Raw genomic sequence first — 19124 nt, 5'->3', positions numbered from 1 at the left:
GGCAGCTTTTAGGAAGGGCATACAGCTGCTGGGATGACCGAGATGAGGCGCAAAGCTGACTGGCTCGAAGGGGCCGACAGCGGTCAGTCTGGTTTTAGCTAGAAAGCGGGCTTAGCGGCCACAGCAAATAATCGAGGTTCACGGCCTCATGCGCTTGGCCACCAGATCCTCGACCACCGCAGGCTCCGCCAGCGTCGAGATGTCACCAATTTCGTCAGGCTGCCCCTCGGCGATTTTGCGCAGAACCCGGCGCATGATCTTGCCCGACCGGGTCTTGGGCAGGTCGGGCGCGAATTGGATGACGTCGGGCGTGGCGAATGGTCCGATCTCGCTGCGCACCAGGTCACGCAGTTCCTGCCGCAAGGCATCGCTGCCTTCTTCGCCGGCTTTCAGCGTCACGAACGCATGGATGCCTTGGCCCTTGATATCATGTGGCATGCCTACGACGGCGGCCTCGGCCACCAGCACATGCTCGTCCAGCGCATTTTCGACTTCGGCAGTGCCCATGCGGTGCCCAGACACGTTGATAACGTCGTCGACCCGGCCGGTGATCCAGTAATAGCCATCCTCGTCGCGCCGCGCGCCGTCGCCGGTGAAATAGGTGCCGGGGAAGGTGCTGAAATAGGTTTGGAAGAACCGGTCGTGGTCGCCGAAGATGGTGCGCATCATGCCCGGCCAGCTGCGGGTGAGAACCAGATTGCCCTCCGTTGCGCCGGTGAGAAGATGCCCTTCGCCATCGACCAGTTCGGGGTCGACGCCGGGGAGTGGCAGGGTCGCGCTGCCGGGCTTAGTCTCGGTAGCGCCGGGGACGGGAGCAATCAGTGCGCCGCCCGTTTCGGTCTGCCACCAGGTGTCGACGATCGGGCATTCGCCGCGCCCGACCATGTCATGATACCATTCCCAGGCCTCATGGTTGATCGGCTCGCCCACCGTGCCCAGCAGGCGGATCGCGGACAGGTCGTGGCGCGTCACCCACCGGTCGCCCTGCCGCATCAGCGCGCGGATCGCGGTCGGCGCGGTGTAGAAGATCGTGACGCCGAGGCGCTGGCTGGTCTCCCAGAGGCGCCCCGGATCGGGATAGTTGGGCACCCCGTCGAACATGACCGTGCGCGCGCCGTTGGAGAGCGGGCCGTAGACGACATAGGTGTGCCCGGTGATCCAGCCGACATCGGCGGTGCACCAGAACAGATCGTCGGCGACATCCTTCCCCTCCTCGGGGCCGAACAGCAGATCGAAGGTCAGCGTCGACCAAAGCAGATACCCGCCGGTGGTGTGCAGCACGCCCTTGGGCTTGCCGGTCGATCCGGAGGTATAGAGGATGAACAGCGGATCTTCCGCGTTCATCGCTTCGGGCGGGCAATCGGCGGGGGCATCCGCGCAGGCCTCCTCCCACAAGATGTCGCGCCCCTTGCGCATCGATACTTGGCCACCCGTCCGCTGCATGACGATGACCGTGTCGACCCCGCTCGCGCGCTCCAGCGCGCTGTCGACATTGGCCTTGAGGGGAATGCGCTTGCCGCCGCGCGTGCCTTCATCGGCGGTGACGACCAGCGTAGCGTCGCAATCGGCGATCCGGTCGGCCAGGCTGTCGGGCGAGAAGCCGCCGAAGACGACCGAATGGACCGCCCCGATCCGGGCGCAGGCGAGCATTGCAATCGCCGCTTCGGGCACCATCGGCATGTAAAGGATCACCCGGTCGCCCTTACCGATCCCGTTGGCTTTCAGGACGTTGGCGAAGCGGCAGACTTGCCAGTGCAGCTCACGATAGGTGAGCGTTCGCCCTTCGTCCGGCTCGTCGCCTTCGAACACGATCGCGGGCTGGTCGCCGCGCGTCTCGAGGTGGCGGTCGAGGCAATTGACCGAGACGTTCAGCTCGCCATCGGCGAACCAGCGAATGCCGAAATCGCCCTTGTCGAAGCTGCTCTCGTCCGCCTTCGTCGGGAAGACGCTCCAGTCGAGCCGGTGCGCTTCGTCCAGCCAGAAGGCGTCCGCATCGCTGTCGATCGATGCCTGCATGGCGCGAAACCTGTCGGCCTTGTGCAACATGGCGATTTCTCTCTCCCCATAGGTCCGGCTTCGCACGAGGAAGCGCCGGCCCGTTCCATTATCGAGGCTGAACATGCCGCCTCGCCCTTCCACCACGTCGAGGATCAGCTGCGTGTGTTTCCACACCGCGAACTGCGCCGCGCCGATATAGACCGGTGTGGTGCCGATCGTGCCCAGCAGCACGTCCGACCCGCCGAGGCGGAACTCGCCGCGCGGATAGACCATCGGGCTGGAGCCGTCACAGCACCCGCCCGACTGGTGGATAAGCACGGGGCCATGACGTTCGATGATCTGGCCCAGCAGGGCTGTGGCCGCGTCGGTGGCGATCACGCGACGGACCACTCGGCCATCCGGCGCGGCACTTTGCGTCATTGGGTCATGTCCAGGACGACGCGCCCTTCGATCTGGCCCTGCCGCATGCGGTCGAACACCGCATTGATGTCGTCCAGACCGGCGGTGGAGATCGTCGCCTTCACCTTGCCGTCGCCTGCGAAATCGAGCGATTCCTGCAGGTCCAGCCGCGTGCCCACGATCGAGCCGCGCACGGTGATGCCGTTCAGCACCATGCCGAAGATGTTGAGCGGGAAATCGCCCGGCGGCAGGCCGTTGAGCGCAAGCGTACCACCGCGCCCGACCATGCCGACCGCCTGTTCGAAGGCCTTCTCGCTCACCGCGGTCACCAGCGCGCCGCGCACGCCGCCGGTCAGGCGCTTGACCGTCGCGGCAGGGTCATTGTCGGTCCGCGCGTTCACGGTCTCCACCGCGCCGAGCTTGCGCGCCAGTTCGAGCTTGGCGTCGTCGACGTCGACCGCAACCACGTTCAGCCCCATCGCGACCGCATATTGCACTGCCATGTGGCCAAGCCCGCCGATGCCGGAGATCGCCACCGCATCGCCCGGCTTGGTCTCGGTCATTTTCAGGCCCTTGTAGACCGTCACGCCCGCGCACAGCACCGGCGCGATCTCGTTGAAGCCCACATTGTCGGGCAGGTGGCCGACATAGTTGGGGTCGGCCAGAACATAGTCGGCGAACCCGCCATTGACCGAATAGCCGGTGTTGAGCTGGCTTTCGCACAGCGTTTCCCACCCGCCGAGACAGTGCACGCAATGGCCGCAGGCGGTGTAGAGCCACGGCACGCCGACCCGGTCGCCTTCCTTCACATGGGTTACACCTTTGCCCACGGCGGAAACGAAGCCGACGCCTTCATGGCCGGGAATGAAGGGCGGTTCGGGCTTGACCGGCCAGTCGCCTTCGGCGGCATGCAGATCGGTGTGGCACACGCCCGAGGCCTGGATGGCCACCTGGATCATACCCGGCTGCACTTCCGGAACCGGCACTTCCTCGATCCGCAGCGGTTCGCCGAAGGCGCGGACGACGGCGGCTTTCATGCTCTTGCTCATAGCAATTCTCCTGTATTTCTGTTGTGTTCGGGGGCGGTGCGGCGGACTTTCACCGCACCGGCCTGTCGCCTCAGAAGAAGCCGAGCTTCTTCGCGCTGTAGCTGACCAGCATGTTCTTGGTCTGCTGATAGTGATCCAGCATCATGCGGTGGTTTTCGCGTCCGATGCCCGACTGCTTGTAGCCGCCGAACGCCGCATGGGCGGGATAGGCGTGGTAGCAGTTGGTCCACACGCGCCCGGCCTGGATCGCCCGGCCGAAGCGGTAGCAGGTGTTGGCATCGCGGCTCCATACGCCTGCGCCGAGGCCATAGAGCGTATCATTGGCGATGCTCAGCGCCTCGTCCTGATCCTTGAAGGTCGTGACCGAGAGGACCGGACCGAAGATCTCCTCCTGGAAGATGCGCATCCGGTTGTTGCCCCTGAACACGGTCGGCTTGACGTAGTAGCCGTCCGCGATCTCGCCCTCGAACCGCGTCGCCTCGCCGCCGGTCAGCAGCTCAGCACCTTCCTGCTTGCCGATGTCGATGTAGGAGAGGATCTTGTCGCGCTGTTCGCTGCTCGCCTGCGCGCCGATCATCGTCTCCATGTCGAGCGGATTGCCCGCCTTGATCGCTTCGACGCGCTGCATCGCACGTTCCATAAAGCGGTCGTAGATGCTCTCATGCACGAGCGCGCGGCTGGGACAGGTGCAGATCTCCCCCTGATTGAGCGCGAACATCACGAAGCCCTCGATTGCTTTGTCGAGATAGTCGTCGTCCTCGCGGCACACATCCTCGAAGAAGATGTTCGGGCTCTTGCCGCCCAGTTCCAGCGTGACCGGGATCAGGTTTTCGGTCGCATATTGCATGATCAGGCGGCCGGTGCTCGTCTCGCCGGTAAAGGCGATCTTGGCGATCCGGCTGCTGCTGGCGAGCGGCTTGCCCGCTTCCACGCCGAAGCCGTTGACCACGTTGACCACGCCGGCGGGCAGCAGGTCGCCGATCAGCTCCATCAGCACCATGATCGAGGCCGGGGTCTGCTCGGCAGGTTTGAGCACCACGCAGTTGCCAGCCGCCAGCGCGGGGGCGAGCTTCCACACCGCCATCAGGATCGGGAAGTTCCACGGAATGATCTGGCCGACCACGCCCAGCGGCTCGTGAAAATGGTAGGCGACCGTATCGTGGTCGATTTCCGAAATGCCGCCTTCCTGCGCGCGAATACAGCCCGCGAAATAGCGGAAATGGTCGATCGCAAGCGGAATGTCGGCGGCCATCGTTTCGCGGAGCGGTTTGCCGTTGTCCCAGGTTTCCGCGATCGCGATCTTTTCGAGATTTTCCTCCATCCGGTCGGCGATGCGGTTGAGGATCAGCGCGCGCTCGCCAACGCTGGTGCGGCCCCACGCATCCCTCGCGGCATGCGCCGCGTCGAGCGCGGCCTCGATGTCCGCCCCCTGGCTGCGCGCGACCTGACCGACCACCTTGCCGGTGATCGGGGAGATATTGTCGAAACAGCGCCCGTCCTTGGGCGCCACCCATTTGCCGCCGATGAAGTTGTCGTAGCGCTCCGCAAACGGAGCCGTCATCGAAGCGGCGGGGTTTGTTTGTATGTCCATCAGTTGATCCTCTCGAATTTGCCGGGTGCTCCCGGTCGTGAGGATGATGGTTCCGCGAAAAAGCGGTGCTGAAAAGAGCCCGCCGGCAATTGCATGGGCAGACTGTCTCACTATCGAGACACTTAGGTCGGTGTATGTGTCAGCTGCGCTGCAAGCCAACCTTTTCCATCCGCCGATAAAGCGTCGCACGCCCTATTCCGAGATCTTTTGCTGCCTGCGTGGCGTTGCCACCGGCCTGCGCCAATGCTCTTCGTAACACGGCCCGTTCCGAGTCGTGGAGGGACGGGGCTGCTTCACTACCGAGAATATCGGAAGCCGTGCGGCGCGCTTCCAGGCAAGCGTCGGTCAGCCCGAAGCGGTGCCTGGCGGCAAAGGTTGCACCAATGACCAGGTCGTCCTGATCCACGGCCAGCAGGGCTGCATCTCCGCCCGCCAGATTGGCATCGACGATCCGATGCGCGGCGAAGTGTTTGCGAAAGATGCCACTTTCGATCCGGCGCGCTGCGTCCTGAACAATCTTCTGCACCAATATCCCCATCGCGGCGCTGTGATCGTCGCGACAATTCGAAATATCGAGCGCGCCGACAAGCTGGCCGGTCGCATCGCGCACTGGCGCATCCATGCAGCTGATACCAATGTTGCGACTGGCGAAATGTTCGTTGCGGTGGATCGTGACGGGCCGACCCTCGATCAGGCATGTGCCGATACCATTGGTGCCTTCCCGGCTCTCGCTCCATACCCCGCCGGGGGTCAGACCAACTCGCTCAAAGAGTTCGCGATCGCCAGCCAGGCTGCGCGCTTCCAGCACGACGCCGTTATTATCGGACAGCATCACGGCACAGCCGGTAGCGGAAACGGCCTGGAACAACTGGTCGAGAAGTGGCCGCGCGACGTCCAGCATCAACTCATGGCGCTGCCGTCGTTGGGTGAGGTCGCTACCGGACACGAGTTCCGATGCGCGATTGGCCCCGGCATCGAGACCATGCCTTAGGCCGGAACGACACCAGCTCGCCGCGACAAGAGAATGCGCGGCACTGGATGAGGATTGCAAAACCTCTTCGACAATTGCTTCATGCCGTTCCGTCATCGTGCCCCGATACCGCAATTCATCGAAAATCGCTAATTTCTCGAGGGTGTCGCTCAGGCAAGGCTGCAACCTGCAAACAAGATCAAGGTCGAGCGCCACGTCGCATTCTTCTCAAGCGCGGTCGCCGCCTTGCTACGCCATGATGAATACCGGCACCCAAGCCAACAGCGGTTAAAACACGGCGCGATCTTTCAAACCGCCTCGATCAGATCGTAAGGCACCAATGGAGTCTACGGTAAACTAATAGTAGTTCTCAGGCGAAAATCTCAGTCACTCGAATGACCGGTTTTAGGGCGTTTTCCAGACCGGCAAACGTTGGGCCGATTTGCACTATAACGCTTTCGGCAGCTTTCAAACGTAAGCCAGTCAAAAGCGGACCGACGGCTAGCGGCCCCAAATTTGACATTGAAAAGGCGGCCCGTCCCGAAAGGGACGGACCGCCCGCCGAGTGACCTGGACCTGTCAGGAGGGGTCAGGCAGCCTGCTCGGCAATCTCGTCAGATTCTTCTGCGTTGACCGCCTCGTCTCCTTCGTGGTCGGTCAATTGGACTTCCTCGGCACTGGCGAAACGCATGATCGGCGGAACCCAAGCCTGCGCCCGCTCCTTGACGTCGGCCTCGCCGATGAAATTGCCGGAGAAGATGCGCTCGGCTGCACTCGCCAGTTCGGCCTTCTTCGATGCAGCATAGCGACTGACCAGTTCAGGACCGCCGGCGGTGTCGAGTGCTTCGAGCGTGCGGGCCTTGACGTATTCACGCGGGGACAGATCGATATCGAGAGCTTCGCGTTCTTCCACGGTAAGGTCGGCAAGGCGCCGGTCGAGCATGGCCTCGGCGGTCGAGACCAGCTGCACGACAACCGAATGCTCTTCGCCAAGAGCTGCTTCCATCGCCGGGATCAGGCTCGGCAGCTTCATCGAGAGCAGGAGCTGGGCAAAGAACCGCTGCTTGGTGCCTTCGAAGATCGAATGCGCTGCCGCCTTGGCATTGCGATTGAGCGTATCGCCGCTGTCCTCGTCGACCACGCGGGTTGCTTCGAGCGCCGCTTCGAGATTGCGGTGAATGATCGCCCAGGCATCGGCATAGGCGTCGTAGATCCGCACCTGTGCTTCGGTCAGGCTGTGTTCGAGGATCTCGTACTCGACCCCTGCAAAGGACAGCGCACGGGCAAGATAGAGGCCCTGGGCCTTGAGATCACGGGCGACGAGCTCCATCGCCGCGACGCCGCCAGCGCGGATCTCGGTCATGAACGCCTCGTGGGTCGGGAAAGCGGTCTCGGGTCCCCACAGGCCAAGCCGGGAGGTGTAACCGAGGTTGGCAATGTCCGAGGCGCCGGTGGCAGACGCGTAGAGCACGCGGGCGCGCGGGAGATTGTTCTGCAGCCTGAGGCCCGCCATCCCTTGTTCGGAGCCCTTGACCTTGCCGCGGATTGAAGAGCCCCCGAGCGCATTGGCCATGGCGTGGGCTTCGTCAAAAGCGATCACGCCATCGAAATTCTCGCCCGCCCAGGCAAGGATCTGGTCGAGCCGCGTATCCTCGGCGCGGCCCGAGCGCAGCGTCGGATAGGTGACGAAGAGAATGCCTTCGGACATCGTTACGGGCTGGCCGAGTTTCCAGCGCAAGAGCGGCTGGAGATCGAGCGGCAGCCCGCCAAGCGCTTCCCAGTCGCGACGTGCATCTTCGAGCACCGCCTTGTCGAATTACTGAATGGCGGGCCCTTTGAACTGAGGACCATCGGTAGCAGAGACGAGGATCAGTACGGTCGCAAATTGCGGGTTGTAACGCGCGGCGGCCGCTCGCTTGGCGATCAGCTGGTCAGCGAAGGCCTGGCGCGAACCTGGACCGGGAGACGTGAACCATGGTGCTGAACCGCGATCACGAATTGTGGGCCGTCGCGCTCTGGGTCGAAAAGAACCATGGCGAAGAGGGAATCGCGTATATCGCGCAGCAAATCCAGCGGCTATCCAACGAAGGGGACGAGGCTGGCATAGCAACGTGGAAGACTGTTGCTGAACGGTTCGATCAGCTTAGCTGCCAAAGCTCTACGAACTGAGGCTCGGCACGATGCGGAAGTGGCTTAGGGTCTGGGGCATCAGAATTGAGTTCGCCTTGCTCGCGTCAGTGTTCCTGATAGGGCTGGTCCTGAGCCTTCAATCCTGCAATGGCTGAGAAGAAATTCGATCTCCCGATCAACCCTTCGCAAACTTTCCCATGATGACCTTTCCTCCAGTCCGGAGCTCATCGAGGTAGTCGCTCCACCATTGAGCCATCCGCACGCGCTCGTCCCAATGCTTGCCGCGATGGTAGATGCCACGCACAACATTGGTGTCGCCATGTGCCAGGGCACGCTCGATTGCATCCGGATTCCAAAGTCCCGACTCGTTCAGGAATGTCGATGCTGTCGCCCGGAGTCCGTGCGCGGTGACTTCTTCCTTCGAATATCCCATGCGACGGAATGCGGCATTGAGCGTGTTTTCACTCATGGGACGCTTGGAGCTGCGCGCAGACGGGAAGACATAACCTTCGCGGCCGAGCATCTCGGCCAGATCAGTAAGATAGCCTCTAACCTGCTTGGAAAGCGGGACAGCATGCGCTCGACGCGCTTTCATTTTACCGGCAGGGATTTTCCAGACCCCATCGACAAGGTCGATCTCATGCCATTCGGCGTGCCGGAGTTCGCCGGGGCGCACGAACACATGCGGCGCGATCTGCAAAGCTAACTTCGTCACCATGTAGCCAGTGAAGTCGTCGATTGCGCGCAGCAGCCCGCCTAACTCGGTGGGCTCGAGGATGGCTGCATAATGCGTGGCTCTCGGCGTTACGAGAGCACCCTTCAGCATACTGGTCGGATCGGATTTGCAGCGGGTAGTAGCGACACCGTAGCGAAACACGCGGCCTGCGAACGAGCGGCATTTCTTCGCAGTCTCGTGCTTACCAGTGGCTTCCAGTCGTTTGAGAGGAGCCAGGACTTCGAACGGCTCGATCTCGTTGATGGGTCTGTTCCCGATGGCAGGCGCAAGCTTGTCGAGGAAATAATTGGCCTTGACGATCGTGCCATCGGCACGGCCATTCTGGACCATCATCTGTTCAATATACTCACGTGCGACTGCCTCGAACGTCTGTGCAGAAAGGAACTCGGCGCGAATTTTCCGCTTCCGCTTCTCAAAGGCCGGGTCGCCGCCAGAAGCAACAGCTCGTCGTGCCTCGTAGGCCACGTCTCGCGCTTGCTTGAGGCTGATTTCGGGATAGCTGCCGATGCAGAGCTTCTTTTGCGCACCGCCGATCCGGTATCGGAATCGCCAAAGCTTGCTGCCGGTCGGCGTGACCTCAACATATAGGCCTCGCTCATCGGTTACCTTGTACGGCTTATCTTTGGGCTTGAGTGCGCGGAGGCGAGTATCTGTCAGCGGCATGTGGGGGCCTTTTCATCTGGGCCTTTGCGAAACGGCCTCAAAAGGCCCACAAAAGTGTCTGGAACCCCCGAGAACAGGCGGGACGATCCGGAACGATCCAAGGGCCAAATCCCTAGGATTTCTGCGGGTTTTATAGATTATTTGGGAGAACGTGAGAAGAACAAATGGTGCCCAGAAGAGGACTCGAACCTCCACGCCCTTGCGAGCGCCGCCACCTGAAGACGGTGCGTCTACCAATTCCGCCATCTGGGCACGGTTAGGAGCCGCCGGTCATCGTGGTCCGGGGTCCTGGTAGGCGCGCGCCACTACCCGGCGGGTGAGGGGCTTGTCAACGGTAATCGCTCGGCCAGCCGAACGAAGGCCGGAAATTCCCATCCGCCCCCTCTTATCAGGCAAGTCAGCCAAGATGGGAATTGCGAAACCGTGGCGGCTTCGGCACGTTGCGCTCGATATGGCTATCCCGATCCCGCACCCCGCCCGCTCTTCCCTTCTGCTCGCAGCACCCCTTCTGGCGATGGCGGCGTGTGCCGAACCGATCCCGGACCGCTCGCGCGCCGACGAGATACCGCTTGCCGAGGTCACAGGCGATGCGGACGAGTTGGGCTCGGATGGGAGTGTCATCGATGAAGGGCGCACCGATCCCCTGCTCTCCGTGGTGACCCGCGCGGACGGGGCCTTGCTCGGCACCGCGAATGTCGGGACCTGCGATTTCACCTCCGATAGCGACCGGATGCTGTTCCAGACCGTCGCTTTCGACGACCCTTCGGCCAATGCCCGTGGCGTTGCCCGCGTGAGCGGCGAGCCGGTGCTGTTCACGGCCGAATCGGCCGGAGCGGCAGCACAAATGGAAGAGGGTGGCCGATACACTTCGGAAGGCGATCTGGTCGCGCAGATCGTCCGTGGCGAGGCGCAGAACGACCAGGCGGGCGATCAAAGCGCGTCTGACCAAGATAGCGAGAGTCCGGCGTCCGAGAGCGAAACCCGCTCCTGGCCTGCCACTCTTACGATCGCGTACGAGGGCACGCCCCTCTCCACCCGCAGTTCGGGGACATGGACGTGCGGCAATTGACGCCTTGCTCGCCCGGCCTCTGCGGCGCTAGGGCCTGAAGGCGTTTTAAGACCAATAGAGGAATACGACCCCGCCATGGCGAAGAGCAGCGCGTTGAACGGCAAACTGGTTACGCTGATGGGCGGCAGCGGCTTTCTCGGCAATTACGTTGCCCAGGCCCTGCTGGATCGCGGGGCGCGGCTGCGCGTCGCCAGCCGCCACCCGGAACGCGCCTATAAGCTCAAGCCGCTCGCCAATCTCGGCCAGCTGCAGTTCGCGCGCTGCGATGCGACCGACCGGCGCAGCGTCGAACAGGCGATTGAGGGCGCCGACGCGGTGGTCAATCTCATCGGGAGCTTCGATGGCAATCTGAAGCAGTTGATGGGCGTCAGCGCCGGATGGATGGCCGAGGCCGCCGCCGCGAATGGCGCCGAGGCCTTCGTCCAGGTCAGCGCGATCGCGCGCCTGCCCGAGGAAGAGGAGACCGAGATCGCCTACGCAGAGGCGAAGCATCTCGGCGAGGATCTGGTGCGTGAGGCATTCCCGAATGCCACGATCCTGCGCCCTTCCCTCATGTTCGGGAAGGACGACGATTTCACCACCATGTTCGCGCAGATGATCCGGTGGATGCCGGTCCTGCCGGTGTTCGGACCCGACAAGGAATTGCAGCTCGTCTATGTCGATGACGTCGCCGAAGCGGTCGCTGTCGCGCTCGAAATGCCCGGCACGCATGGCGGCAAGGTGTTCGAACTGGGCGGGCCCGAAAAGGTCACGATGCTCGACTTGAATCGGCGGATCGCGGACGCGCAACGCCGTTCGCGCAGCTTCATCCCGATGCCCGATGCGGTGGCAGGCGCCTTCGCCTCGCTTCCCGGCACGCCGATGGGCAGCGATCAGTGGGAATTGCTGAAACAGGGCAATGTCGCATCGAGCGACGCCCCCGGCTTTGCGGAACTGGGCATCGAGCCCAAACCGATCGGGCTGTTTCTCGACAAGTGGATGGTCCGGTATCGCAAGCATGGCCGCTTCGGCGATCGGGCGTTGGCTTCGGGCGGAGTCTAGGCCAGCAGACTGCCGAGCGGGCCAGTTCGGCGCCATTTCCGCTGGTCGCAATCAGTCTCGGCTGGCGCTTATTGGGCTAAACTGATTTTCTCCGAATCTGCGAGCAGCCGAACGCAGGCGCTTGGCTGACATAAACGCGATCCCGTCTGTGCTCGCGATCTGTGGGCTTGGTCTCAGGATCGATTTCTGCCGATGAGGCGCATCCTGTGAGATCGCGGAAGGGCGAATTGCCAACGTATCTAGCGGGTAAAAGAAAAGGGCCGCGCTTTCGCACGGCCCTTTCCCAAAACCTGGATCGGTAACCGATCTTACGGGCTGACGGGATCGTCATCGCCCGAGATTTCGATGCCGGCGAAGATCGCAGCAGCAACGACGGCGAGGATGAGGATTTGGCTCGCACCGCCAGCCAGCTCGCTCTCGTCGGAGATCGGGGCAGCCGAACGGTCCGCAGCCTGAGCCGCGATAGGAGCCGCGACAAGCGCGGTGGCCGCGAGGCCGAGGGTCACGATATTCGTACGCATTTGAAACTCCCAGATTACTCTTCACATCAAGGCATGAACGACTGGACGCGGAACTCAAGTAAAATATCCCGTTGCCATCCGAAACACCAAGGAAGCGGCATACAAGCAACACTAATTGACAGGTCGTCGGTCTATCCGCCGCCCAGTTACAACTCCCGGGCATAGAGCGCGCGCAAACGCTCCCACGCACGCTCGGCAGCTTGAGGCGCATAGGCGGGCGAATCGGGCACGGTCCATCCGTGGTCCCCGGCATAGACCTCGATCTCGGCCGGATTGTCGATGGCGGCGAATGTCTCGCGCAGGGTCGCGGTCGCCGCGGGGTCCTTCGCATCGTCGTCCTGTGCGATCGCGACGAGATAGCCTGCCTGGCTTTCGTCGACCATGCGATGCGGGCTGCTCGCCCCGTCTCGCACCAGGCCGCCGCCATGGAAGCTTGCCGCCGCGCGCACGCGGGCAGGCACAGCCGCCGCGGTCCAGAAGGTGAAGGGTCCGCCCATGCAGTAGCCCTGCGTTCCGATCCCGCGCTCGGTATCGACCTCGCTCTGCGTATCGAGCCAGGCGATCGCGGCCTTGGCATCGCGCATGATTGCATCTGCGGTCAGCTTCTCGCGCCACGGGCGGACCTTCTGGAACCCATCACTCGCCGCGAACTCGGCGAAATCCTCGAATTGCTGACCGGATACGTCGCGATAATAGGGATTGATGACGAGCACCGCGTGCCCTTCGCTCGCGAGACGCGAGGCCATCGCCTTATTTGCCGGCCGCAAACCTGCAATATCGGGCCAGAATACGACTCCCGGACGCTTCGCGCCGGACGGAGCGACGAACCAGCCGTCGAGCGTACCGTCCGGCGTCGCGAAAGAGACGTCGCGGCCCGATTGGGAAGGCATCGCCATCGTCGCGCACCCGGCCGCCCCGAAGGCGAGCCCCGAGGCGGCAGCGACCTGGCCGAACCGGCGGCGGGTCATCGCCCCCTCGGCCCATTTCTTCATCATCTCTGAATCGCACATGATCGGGACTCCCTTCCTCTCCACGCCGCTGTTCGCGAAACCCGGCGTTTTCCTCAGTGAGGGTATCTCGCAGCGAGGCGATTGTTCCCGGCCCCTCGTCCCCTCTCTGCATGGGCACCGGACCTTGCGGGTCGGAGATGTCCTCTCCGGCCCGTTTTTCGTTACTCGTCCCGGAATTCGATCTCGCGGAAGCCGGTATCGCGCAGCACCTTGCGGACCAGATCGCGGTCTTCGGGGCTCAATGGCGGGTCGGTCGGGCCGACCAGGGCGCTCGGCTTGTAGAGCATATAGCCGCCATTCCTGAGGATCTGGCGCAGGGCATGGGACAGCGCATGTTCGAAGCGCGCGGCATCGGCGATCAGCCGCTCGTCGGTCGAGAACGGAAGGTCGGCGCGCTTGTCGACGAAAAAGCCGCTCTTGCGTTCGGTGACCTGCACCCGGTCGCGATAGATCGCGACATCGACGGCAAGACGGCCCAGCACGATCTCAGCGGCGCGCGAGCGCCTCCTCGCTCTGCGTCATGAGTTTCGCGACGATATCGGCCACCGGCTCTTCTTCCTTCAGCATCCCGACCGACTGGCCTGCCATCAGGCTGCCATTTTCGACATCGCCATCGATCACCGCGCGGCGCAGGGCGCCTGCCCAGTAATGTTCGATCTGCAACTGCGCCTCCGCCATCGCGACCTCCTCGCGATCGAGGATATCGGCGACCTCGCGTTGCTTGGCGGTGAACGCCTCGGTGCCCTTGTTCTTGAGCGCGCGGACCGGGATCACCGGCAGGCGCGCATCGACCTGAACGCTGGCGACCGCATCGCGCGCGCTGGCGCGAAAGAACGCCTTCTTGAAATCGGGATGCGCGATGCTCTCGACAGCGCAGGCGAAGCGCGTGCCGAGCTGAACGCCCGCCGCGCCCATTTCGAGATAGCCCGCGATCGTCTCGCCGCGCCCGATCCCGCCGGCAACGAAGATCAGATGATCCGCGCTCAGTTCGGGCAGCATCTCCTGCGCCAGCACGCTGGTCGAAACCGGGCCGATATGGCCGCCCGCCTCCATCCCCTCGATCACGAGCGCATCGGCGCCGGACCGCAACAGCTTCTTCGCGAGCGCCAGTGTCGGCGCGAAGCAGATCACCTTGGCCGGGTTCTTGCCGCCCTTGATCGCCTCGACGCTGCCCTTGGGCGGAATGCCGCCCGCAAGGACGACATGGCTCACCCCATGGCGTTCGCACACCGCGATCAGGTCGAAGAGTTGCGGATGCATGGTGATAAGGTTCACGCCGAAGGGCCTGTCGGTCAGCGCCCTGGTCGCCGCGATTTCGGCGTCGAGGAGGTCGGGCGTCATCGCACCGCAGGCGATCACGCCGAATCCGCCCGCATTGGAGATCGCGGAAACCAGGTTTCGCTCGGACACCCAGCTCATCGCGCCGCACAGGATCGCCGTTTCGCTGCCAAGGAAATCGGTGCCGCGCCGCATGAGGTCGGCCGTCTTAGGAAATTCGTTCATGGGCCCGCGATTAGGCGCTGACCCGCGATCGGGCAAGAAAGTCCGTTCCCCGCCGATACGCGAAAACGCTTCCCCGGCCCGCGATTTGCGATAGCTGTCGCGAACCGATGCCCACGCTCCTTCCCGAATCGCTCATCGCCTATCGTCCCGAGATCGGGCTGGCCATGCTGGTTATCCTCTTCGTCGCCTTCGCGATGGAGCGGCTGCCGCCGGTCGTGCTGGCCGTGTCCTTCGCGCTGGCCATGCTGCTGCTGGGCTTCCTGTCGGTTGACGAATTGCTGGCGGTGTTCTCGAACCCGGCTCCGATCACGATCGCGGCGATGTTCGTCCTGTCGGGCGCATTGCTGAGGACGGGGGCACTGGAAGAAGTGTCGGGCTGGGTCATCCGGCGCACCCGGCGCAAGCCGAGGCTGGCGGTGGCAGAGATCGGGGCGGGCACGATGGTGGCCTCCGCCTTCATGAACAACACCCCGGTCGTCCTCGTGATGATCCCGATCGTCAAGCGCCTGTCGAAGGCGGTGGGCGTCGCGGCGACGCGATTGCTGATCCCGCTGTCCTATCTCTCGATTCTGGGAGGGACGCTGACGCTGATCGGGACATCGACCAATCTCCTTGTCGACGGGGTGGCGCGCGAGCAGGGGCTCGAACCCTTCACCATGTTCGAAATCACGGGCGTCGGGCTGTGGGCGGCGCTCGCTGGCACGCTCTATCTCGTGCTGGTGGGGCCGCGTCTCCTGCCCGATCGCCAGGCCCGCGCGCTCGACGACGCCGCCGAAAGCGACGTCTATCTCTCCCATCTCGGCCTGGTCCCCGACAGCGAGCTGGCCGGTCAGCCCATCGGGCAGATCGCGCTGTCGCGCCGCCCCGGCGTGCGCATCCTCGGCGTGAAGCGCGGGGGCGAAATCCTGCGCGGCAATATCGAAGCGCATGTCCTTGCCGCGGGCGACCAATTGGTGGTCTCCTCCAGCCCGGCCGAACTCGCCTCGCTGGCGGAAGCACACGATTTCCGCACCGGGCTGACGGGCGTGGGCGGCGGCGTGGTCACCGCAGGGCCCGAACGCCCGCGCGACCTCACGCTGGTCGAGGCGGTGGTGTCTTCGGCGCATCCGATCGTGGGTCGCAGGCTTGCCGACATTCCGCTCCTCTCCAAGCTGCGCGTGCGCGTGCTCGGCCTGTCGCGGCCCCGCCATGTCGCGGGACCGGAACTCGCCGAGGTGCGGGTCCGCGCGGGCGACCGCCTGCTTATCGCGGCGGGTGCGGATGCGGCGCAATCGCTCCAGAGCAATGTCCTGCTCGGCACCGTTACGGAGACGCCCGCGCGCGCCTTCCGCCGGACCCGCGCCCCGATCGCCATCGCGACTCTGGCGGCGGTCGTGATCGTGGCGGCGGTGTTCGCCCTGCCGATCCAGGCGCTGGCGCTGCTCGGCGCGGGCGTGGTCCTGGCGACCCGCTGCCTTGAACCGGAGGAGGCCTGGAGCGCCATCGATGGCAATACGCTGGTGCTGATCTTCGGGATGCTGGCCTTCGGAACGGCGCTGGAGAATGCGGGCACGGTCGATCTGATCGTGCGCTGGGCCGGGCCGCTCTTCACCGCATCCTCGCCCGTGCTGATCCTGCTGGCCGTCTATGCGCTGACCAGCGTGCTGACCGAAAGCGTTACGAACAATGCGGTCGCCGTGATCCTGACGCCGATCGCGATCGGGCTGGCGCAGGCGATCGGTGCCGATCCGCGCGAAATGGTGGTGGCGGTGATGTTCGGGGCCAGCGCCAGCTTCGCCACGCCGATCGGATACCAGACCAATACGCTGGTCTATGGCGCGGCGAATTACCGCTTTGCCGACTTCCTCAAGATCGGGGTGCCGATGAACATCGTGGTCGGCGTGGCGACGTGTTTCGCCATCGACCTGTTTTTCGGCTGAGGTCCGCCTGAAAGAACAGGCGACCCGGATCAGTCGCCGTAAACGATCCGCACCTTGTCCGCCGCGGCGCGGGCATGGGCGCGCGCGGTATCGGTGTCTCCCGCCGTCGCCAGCGCCACGCCCATGCGGCGATAGGGGCGGCTCGTCGGCTTGCCGAAGATCCTGAGATCGGTGCCCGGTTCGGCCAGCGCCTCGGCAAGCCCCTCGTAGGACAGGCTCTCGCTGTCGCGCTCGGCCAGGATCACCGCGCTGGCAGCGGGCCGCGCGCGGAGTTCGGCCGGGACCGGAAGGCCCATCACCGCGCGGGCGTGGAGGTCGAACTCGGTGAGGTTCTGGCTGACCAGCGTCACCATGCCGGTATCGTGCGGGCGCGGGCTCAATTCGGAGAAGATGACCTCCTCGCCCTTCACGAAGAATTCGACGCCGAACAGGCCGTATCCGCCCAGATCGTCGACGATCGTGCGCGCCATGTCCTGCGCACTCGCCAGCGCCGCCTCGCTCATCGCGATCGGCTGCCAGCTTTCCTGATAATCGCCGCGTTCCTGGCGGTGGCCGATCGGCGGGCAGAACGTCACGCCGCCTTTGTGGCGCACGGTCAGCAGCGTGATCTCGTAATCGAAGGCGACGAACTGCTCGACGATGACGCGGCTGCGATCGCCCCGCATATTGGCGACGGCATAGTCCCAGGCCGCTTCCAGCCCAGCCTCGTCCCTGACCGTGGTCTGGCCCTTGCCGGATGAGGACATGACCGGCTTCACCACGCAGGGGAACCCGGTATGGGCGGCAGCGGCGCGCACTTCCTCGAGGTTCTTGGCGTAGCGATAGGCGCTGGTCGTCAGCCCCAGATCGTGCGCCGCCAGATCGCGGATCGCATCGCGGTTCATGGTCAGCTGCGCGGCGCGCGCGCTCGGGACCACGGTGAAGCCTTCCTGCTCCAGCTCAGCCAGCACTTCGGTACGGATCGCCTCGATCTCGGGCACGATATAGTCGGGCCGGTGCGTCTCGACCGCGCGGCGCAGCGCCTCCGCATCGAGCATCGAGAACACTTCGCGCGCATCGGAAACCTGCATGGCGGGCGCGTTGTCGTAGGCATCGCAGGCCACCACATAGGCCCCCAGCCGTTTGGCCGAGATCACGAATTCGCGCCCCAGCTCGCCCGACCCGAGCAGCAGGATCGTGGCGGTGTGGCTCATGCGGCGGGCTCGTCCATTGCATCGAGCCCGTAGGCGGTGTGGAGGACGCGCACCGCGAGCTCGGTCTCGTCCTCGTCGATCATCACGCTGACCTTGATCTCGGAGGTGGTGATCGCCTGGATGTTGATGCCGCGATCGGCGAGCGAACGGAACATGGTCGCCGCGACGCCCGCATGGCTCTTCATCCCCACGCCGACGACGCTGATCTTGGCGATATGGCTGTCGGTGATGATGCGGTTGAAACCGATTTCGCTGCGCTTGTCCTCCAGCAGCGCCTGCGCCCGCGCGAGGTCGGCCATGGGGACGGTGAAGGTCACGTCGGTCTCGCCCTTGTCGCGGCCGACATTCTGGATAATCATGTCGACATTGATCGCGGCCTTGGCCAGCGGATCGAAGATATGCGCCACCGCGCCGGGCTTGTCCGGCACGCGGGTGAGGATGATCTTGGCCTCGTTCTTGTCGTGCGCGATGCCGGTCACGTGCTGGCGTTCCATTTCGCCCTTCTCCACCAGTTCGTTCATTTCTTCCTCGGACACGATCATCGTGCCGGGATATTCGTCAGCCGGGGTCGCATCGTCGTCGACGAAGCTGGAAAGCACCTGGACGCGCACCCCTTCCTTCATCGCCAGCCCGACCGAGCGGGTCTGCAGGACCTTGGCGCCGACTGACGCCAGTTCCAGCATTTCCTCATACGTAACCGCCTTCAACTTGCGCGCGCGGGCGACGATGCGCGGATCGGTGGTGTAGACCCCGTCGACATCGGTATAGATGTCGCAGCGATCCGCCCCGATCGCTGCCGCCACCGCCACCGCCGAGGTGTCCGATCCGCCGCGGCCTAGCGTGGTGATCCGGTTGTCGTCCGACACTCCCTGGAAACCGGGGATCACCGCGATCTCGCCCGCCCGCATCGCGGCGATCAGCGCATCGCCGTCAATATCGTCGATCCGGGCCTTGGCGTGGGATTCGATCGTGCGGACCGGCAATTGCCAGCCGAGCCAGCTACGCGCCTTGCAACCGACCGATTGCAGCGTCAGCGCGAGCAGTCCGCTCGTCACCTGCTCCCCGCTGGCGACCACCACGTCGTATTCCGCAGGGTCGTAGAGCGCGTTCGCCTCGCGGCAGAAATTGACCAGCCGGTCGGTCTCTCCCGCCATCGCCGACACGATCACGGCGACTTCGTTTCCGTTCATCGCCTGACGGCGCACGATCTGGGCGACGCGCCGTATGCGCTCCGTCCCCGCCATCGAGGTGCCGCCGAATTTCATCACGATGCGAGCCAAGCCCTGCGCCTCCCGCTGGAAACCGTTTCGCGGGGCTGTTACGGCAGGCGGC

15 protein-coding genes, 1 tRNA gene and 2 pseudogenes are annotated in these 19124 nt (G+C 64.1%); 5 read left to right on the top strand and 13 right to left on the bottom strand.

Annotated elements, in window-relative coordinates:
* Positions 1 to 138: 138 nt before the first annotated feature.
* The 5 genes and pseudogenes from acs to GRI47_RS13885 form a co-directional block, all read right to left on the bottom strand.
* On the bottom strand, positions 139 to 2418 hold the full coding sequence (gene acs, locus GRI47_RS13905; RefSeq protein WP_050601790.1) for an acetate--CoA ligase: 2280 nt from the start codon (positions 2416 to 2418) through the stop codon (positions 139 to 141).
* On the bottom strand, positions 2415 to 3446 hold the full coding sequence (adhP, locus tag GRI47_RS13900; protein WP_050601789.1) for an alcohol dehydrogenase AdhP: 1032 nt from the start codon (positions 3444 to 3446) through the stop codon (positions 2415 to 2417). The genes acs and adhP overlap by 4 nt, the downstream gene beginning before the upstream one ends.
* Before the next feature lie 70 nt (positions 3447 to 3516).
* On the bottom strand, positions 3517 to 5037 hold the full coding sequence (gene adh / locus GRI47_RS13895) for an aldehyde dehydrogenase (RefSeq protein ID WP_050601788.1): 1521 nt from the start codon (positions 5035 to 5037) through the stop codon (positions 3517 to 3519).
* A gap of 139 nt (positions 5038 to 5176) precedes the next feature.
* Positions 5177 to 6223 carry a helix-turn-helix domain-containing protein gene (locus GRI47_RS13890; protein WP_228135327.1) on the bottom strand — a complete coding sequence of 349 codons (1047 nt, stop codon included), beginning with the start codon at positions 6221 to 6223 and terminating at the stop codon, positions 5177 to 5179.
* Positions 6224 to 6596: 373 nt separating this feature from the next.
* Positions 6597 to 7820, bottom strand: a pseudogene (locus GRI47_RS13885) (strawberry notch family protein); the annotation flags it as partial.
* On the opposite strand from GRI47_RS13885, the pseudogene GRI47_RS15090 reads away from it, so the two are divergent.
* Together GRI47_RS15090 and GRI47_RS13875 are read left to right on the top strand one after the other, a co-directional pair.
* Positions 7812 to 7991, top strand: a pseudogene (locus GRI47_RS15090) (thermonuclease family protein); the annotation flags it as partial. The pseudogenes GRI47_RS13885 and GRI47_RS15090 sit on opposite strands and share 9 nt — an antisense overlap.
* Positions 7982 to 8176, top strand: coding sequence for a DUF6961 family protein (locus tag GRI47_RS13875; protein WP_160661969.1), 195 nt, complete (start codon positions 7982 to 7984; stop codon positions 8174 to 8176). The pseudogene GRI47_RS15090 and the gene GRI47_RS13875, both read left to right, overlap by 10 nt.
* 136 nt (positions 8177 to 8312) lie before the next feature.
* On the opposite strand, the gene GRI47_RS13870 is transcribed toward GRI47_RS13875, so the two are convergent.
* Positions 8313 to 9536, bottom strand: a complete 1224-nt coding sequence (locus GRI47_RS13870) for a tyrosine-type recombinase/integrase (protein ID WP_160661968.1) — start codon at positions 9534 to 9536, stop codon at positions 8313 to 8315.
* Between the two features lie 165 nt (positions 9537 to 9701).
* A tRNA-Leu gene (locus tag GRI47_RS13865) sits at positions 9702 to 9788 on the bottom strand.
* Between the two features lie 199 nt (positions 9789 to 9987).
* On the opposite strand from GRI47_RS13865, the gene GRI47_RS13860 reads away from it, so the two are divergent.
* Together GRI47_RS13860 and GRI47_RS13855 are read left to right on the top strand one after the other, a co-directional pair.
* Entirely contained in the window at positions 9988 to 10605 is a 618-nt protein-coding gene (locus GRI47_RS13860; RefSeq protein ID WP_160661967.1) for a hypothetical protein, read from the top strand.
* Between the two features lie 75 nt (positions 10606 to 10680).
* Positions 10681 to 11646: a complex I NDUFA9 subunit family protein gene (locus GRI47_RS13855; protein WP_160661966.1), complete on the top strand. Its 966-nt coding sequence runs from the start codon at positions 10681 to 10683 to the stop codon at positions 11644 to 11646.
* A 308-nt stretch (positions 11647 to 11954) separates the two neighbouring features.
* On the opposite strand, the gene GRI47_RS13850 is transcribed toward GRI47_RS13855, so the two are convergent.
* From GRI47_RS13850 to GRI47_RS13835, 4 genes are all read right to left on the bottom strand, one after another.
* A complete protein-coding gene (locus GRI47_RS13850) occupies positions 11955 to 12167 on the bottom strand; it encodes a hypothetical protein (RefSeq protein WP_160661965.1) in 213 nt (70 codons plus the stop codon).
* Between the two features lie 146 nt (positions 12168 to 12313).
* Positions 12314 to 13177, bottom strand: a complete 864-nt coding sequence (locus GRI47_RS13845) for a dienelactone hydrolase family protein (protein WP_160661964.1) — start codon at positions 13175 to 13177, stop codon at positions 12314 to 12316.
* Between the two features lie 161 nt (positions 13178 to 13338).
* The gene (locus GRI47_RS13840; RefSeq protein WP_160661963.1) at positions 13339 to 13659 is read right to left on the bottom strand and encodes a hypothetical protein; all 321 of its coding nucleotides are present in this window, start codon (positions 13657 to 13659) and stop codon (positions 13339 to 13341) included.
* A 4-nt stretch (positions 13660 to 13663) separates the two neighbouring features.
* The gene (locus tag GRI47_RS13835) at positions 13664 to 14680 is read right to left on the bottom strand and encodes an NAD(P)H-dependent flavin oxidoreductase (protein ID WP_160661962.1); all 1017 of its coding nucleotides are present in this window, start codon (positions 14678 to 14680) and stop codon (positions 13664 to 13666) included.
* A gap of 107 nt (positions 14681 to 14787) precedes the next feature.
* Here GRI47_RS13835 and GRI47_RS13830 point away from each other — a divergent pair, with 107 nt between their 5' ends.
* On the top strand, positions 14788 to 16599 hold the full coding sequence (locus GRI47_RS13830) for an SLC13 family permease (RefSeq protein ID WP_160661961.1): 1812 nt from the start codon (positions 14788 to 14790) through the stop codon (positions 16597 to 16599).
* Between the two features lie 29 nt (positions 16600 to 16628).
* Here the strand turns inward: GRI47_RS13830 and purT are convergent, their stop codons facing one another.
* Both purT and GRI47_RS13820 read right to left on the bottom strand, forming a co-directional pair.
* A complete protein-coding gene (gene purT / locus GRI47_RS13825; RefSeq protein WP_160661960.1) occupies positions 16629 to 17792 on the bottom strand; it encodes a formate-dependent phosphoribosylglycinamide formyltransferase in 1164 nt (387 codons plus the stop codon).
* Positions 17789 to 19072: an aspartate kinase gene (locus GRI47_RS13820; RefSeq protein ID WP_160661959.1), complete on the bottom strand. Its 1284-nt coding sequence runs from the start codon at positions 19070 to 19072 to the stop codon at positions 17789 to 17791. Before GRI47_RS13820 ends, purT begins: the two co-directional genes overlap by 4 nt.
* Positions 19073 to 19124 lie beyond the last annotated feature (52 nt).

It is taken from the genome of Qipengyuania pelagi, assembly GCF_009827295.1.
In the GTDB taxonomy this organism is placed as follows: domain Bacteria; phylum Pseudomonadota; class Alphaproteobacteria; order Sphingomonadales; family Sphingomonadaceae; genus Qipengyuania; species Qipengyuania pelagi.
This window is presented reverse-complemented; position numbering and strand designations above follow the sequence as displayed.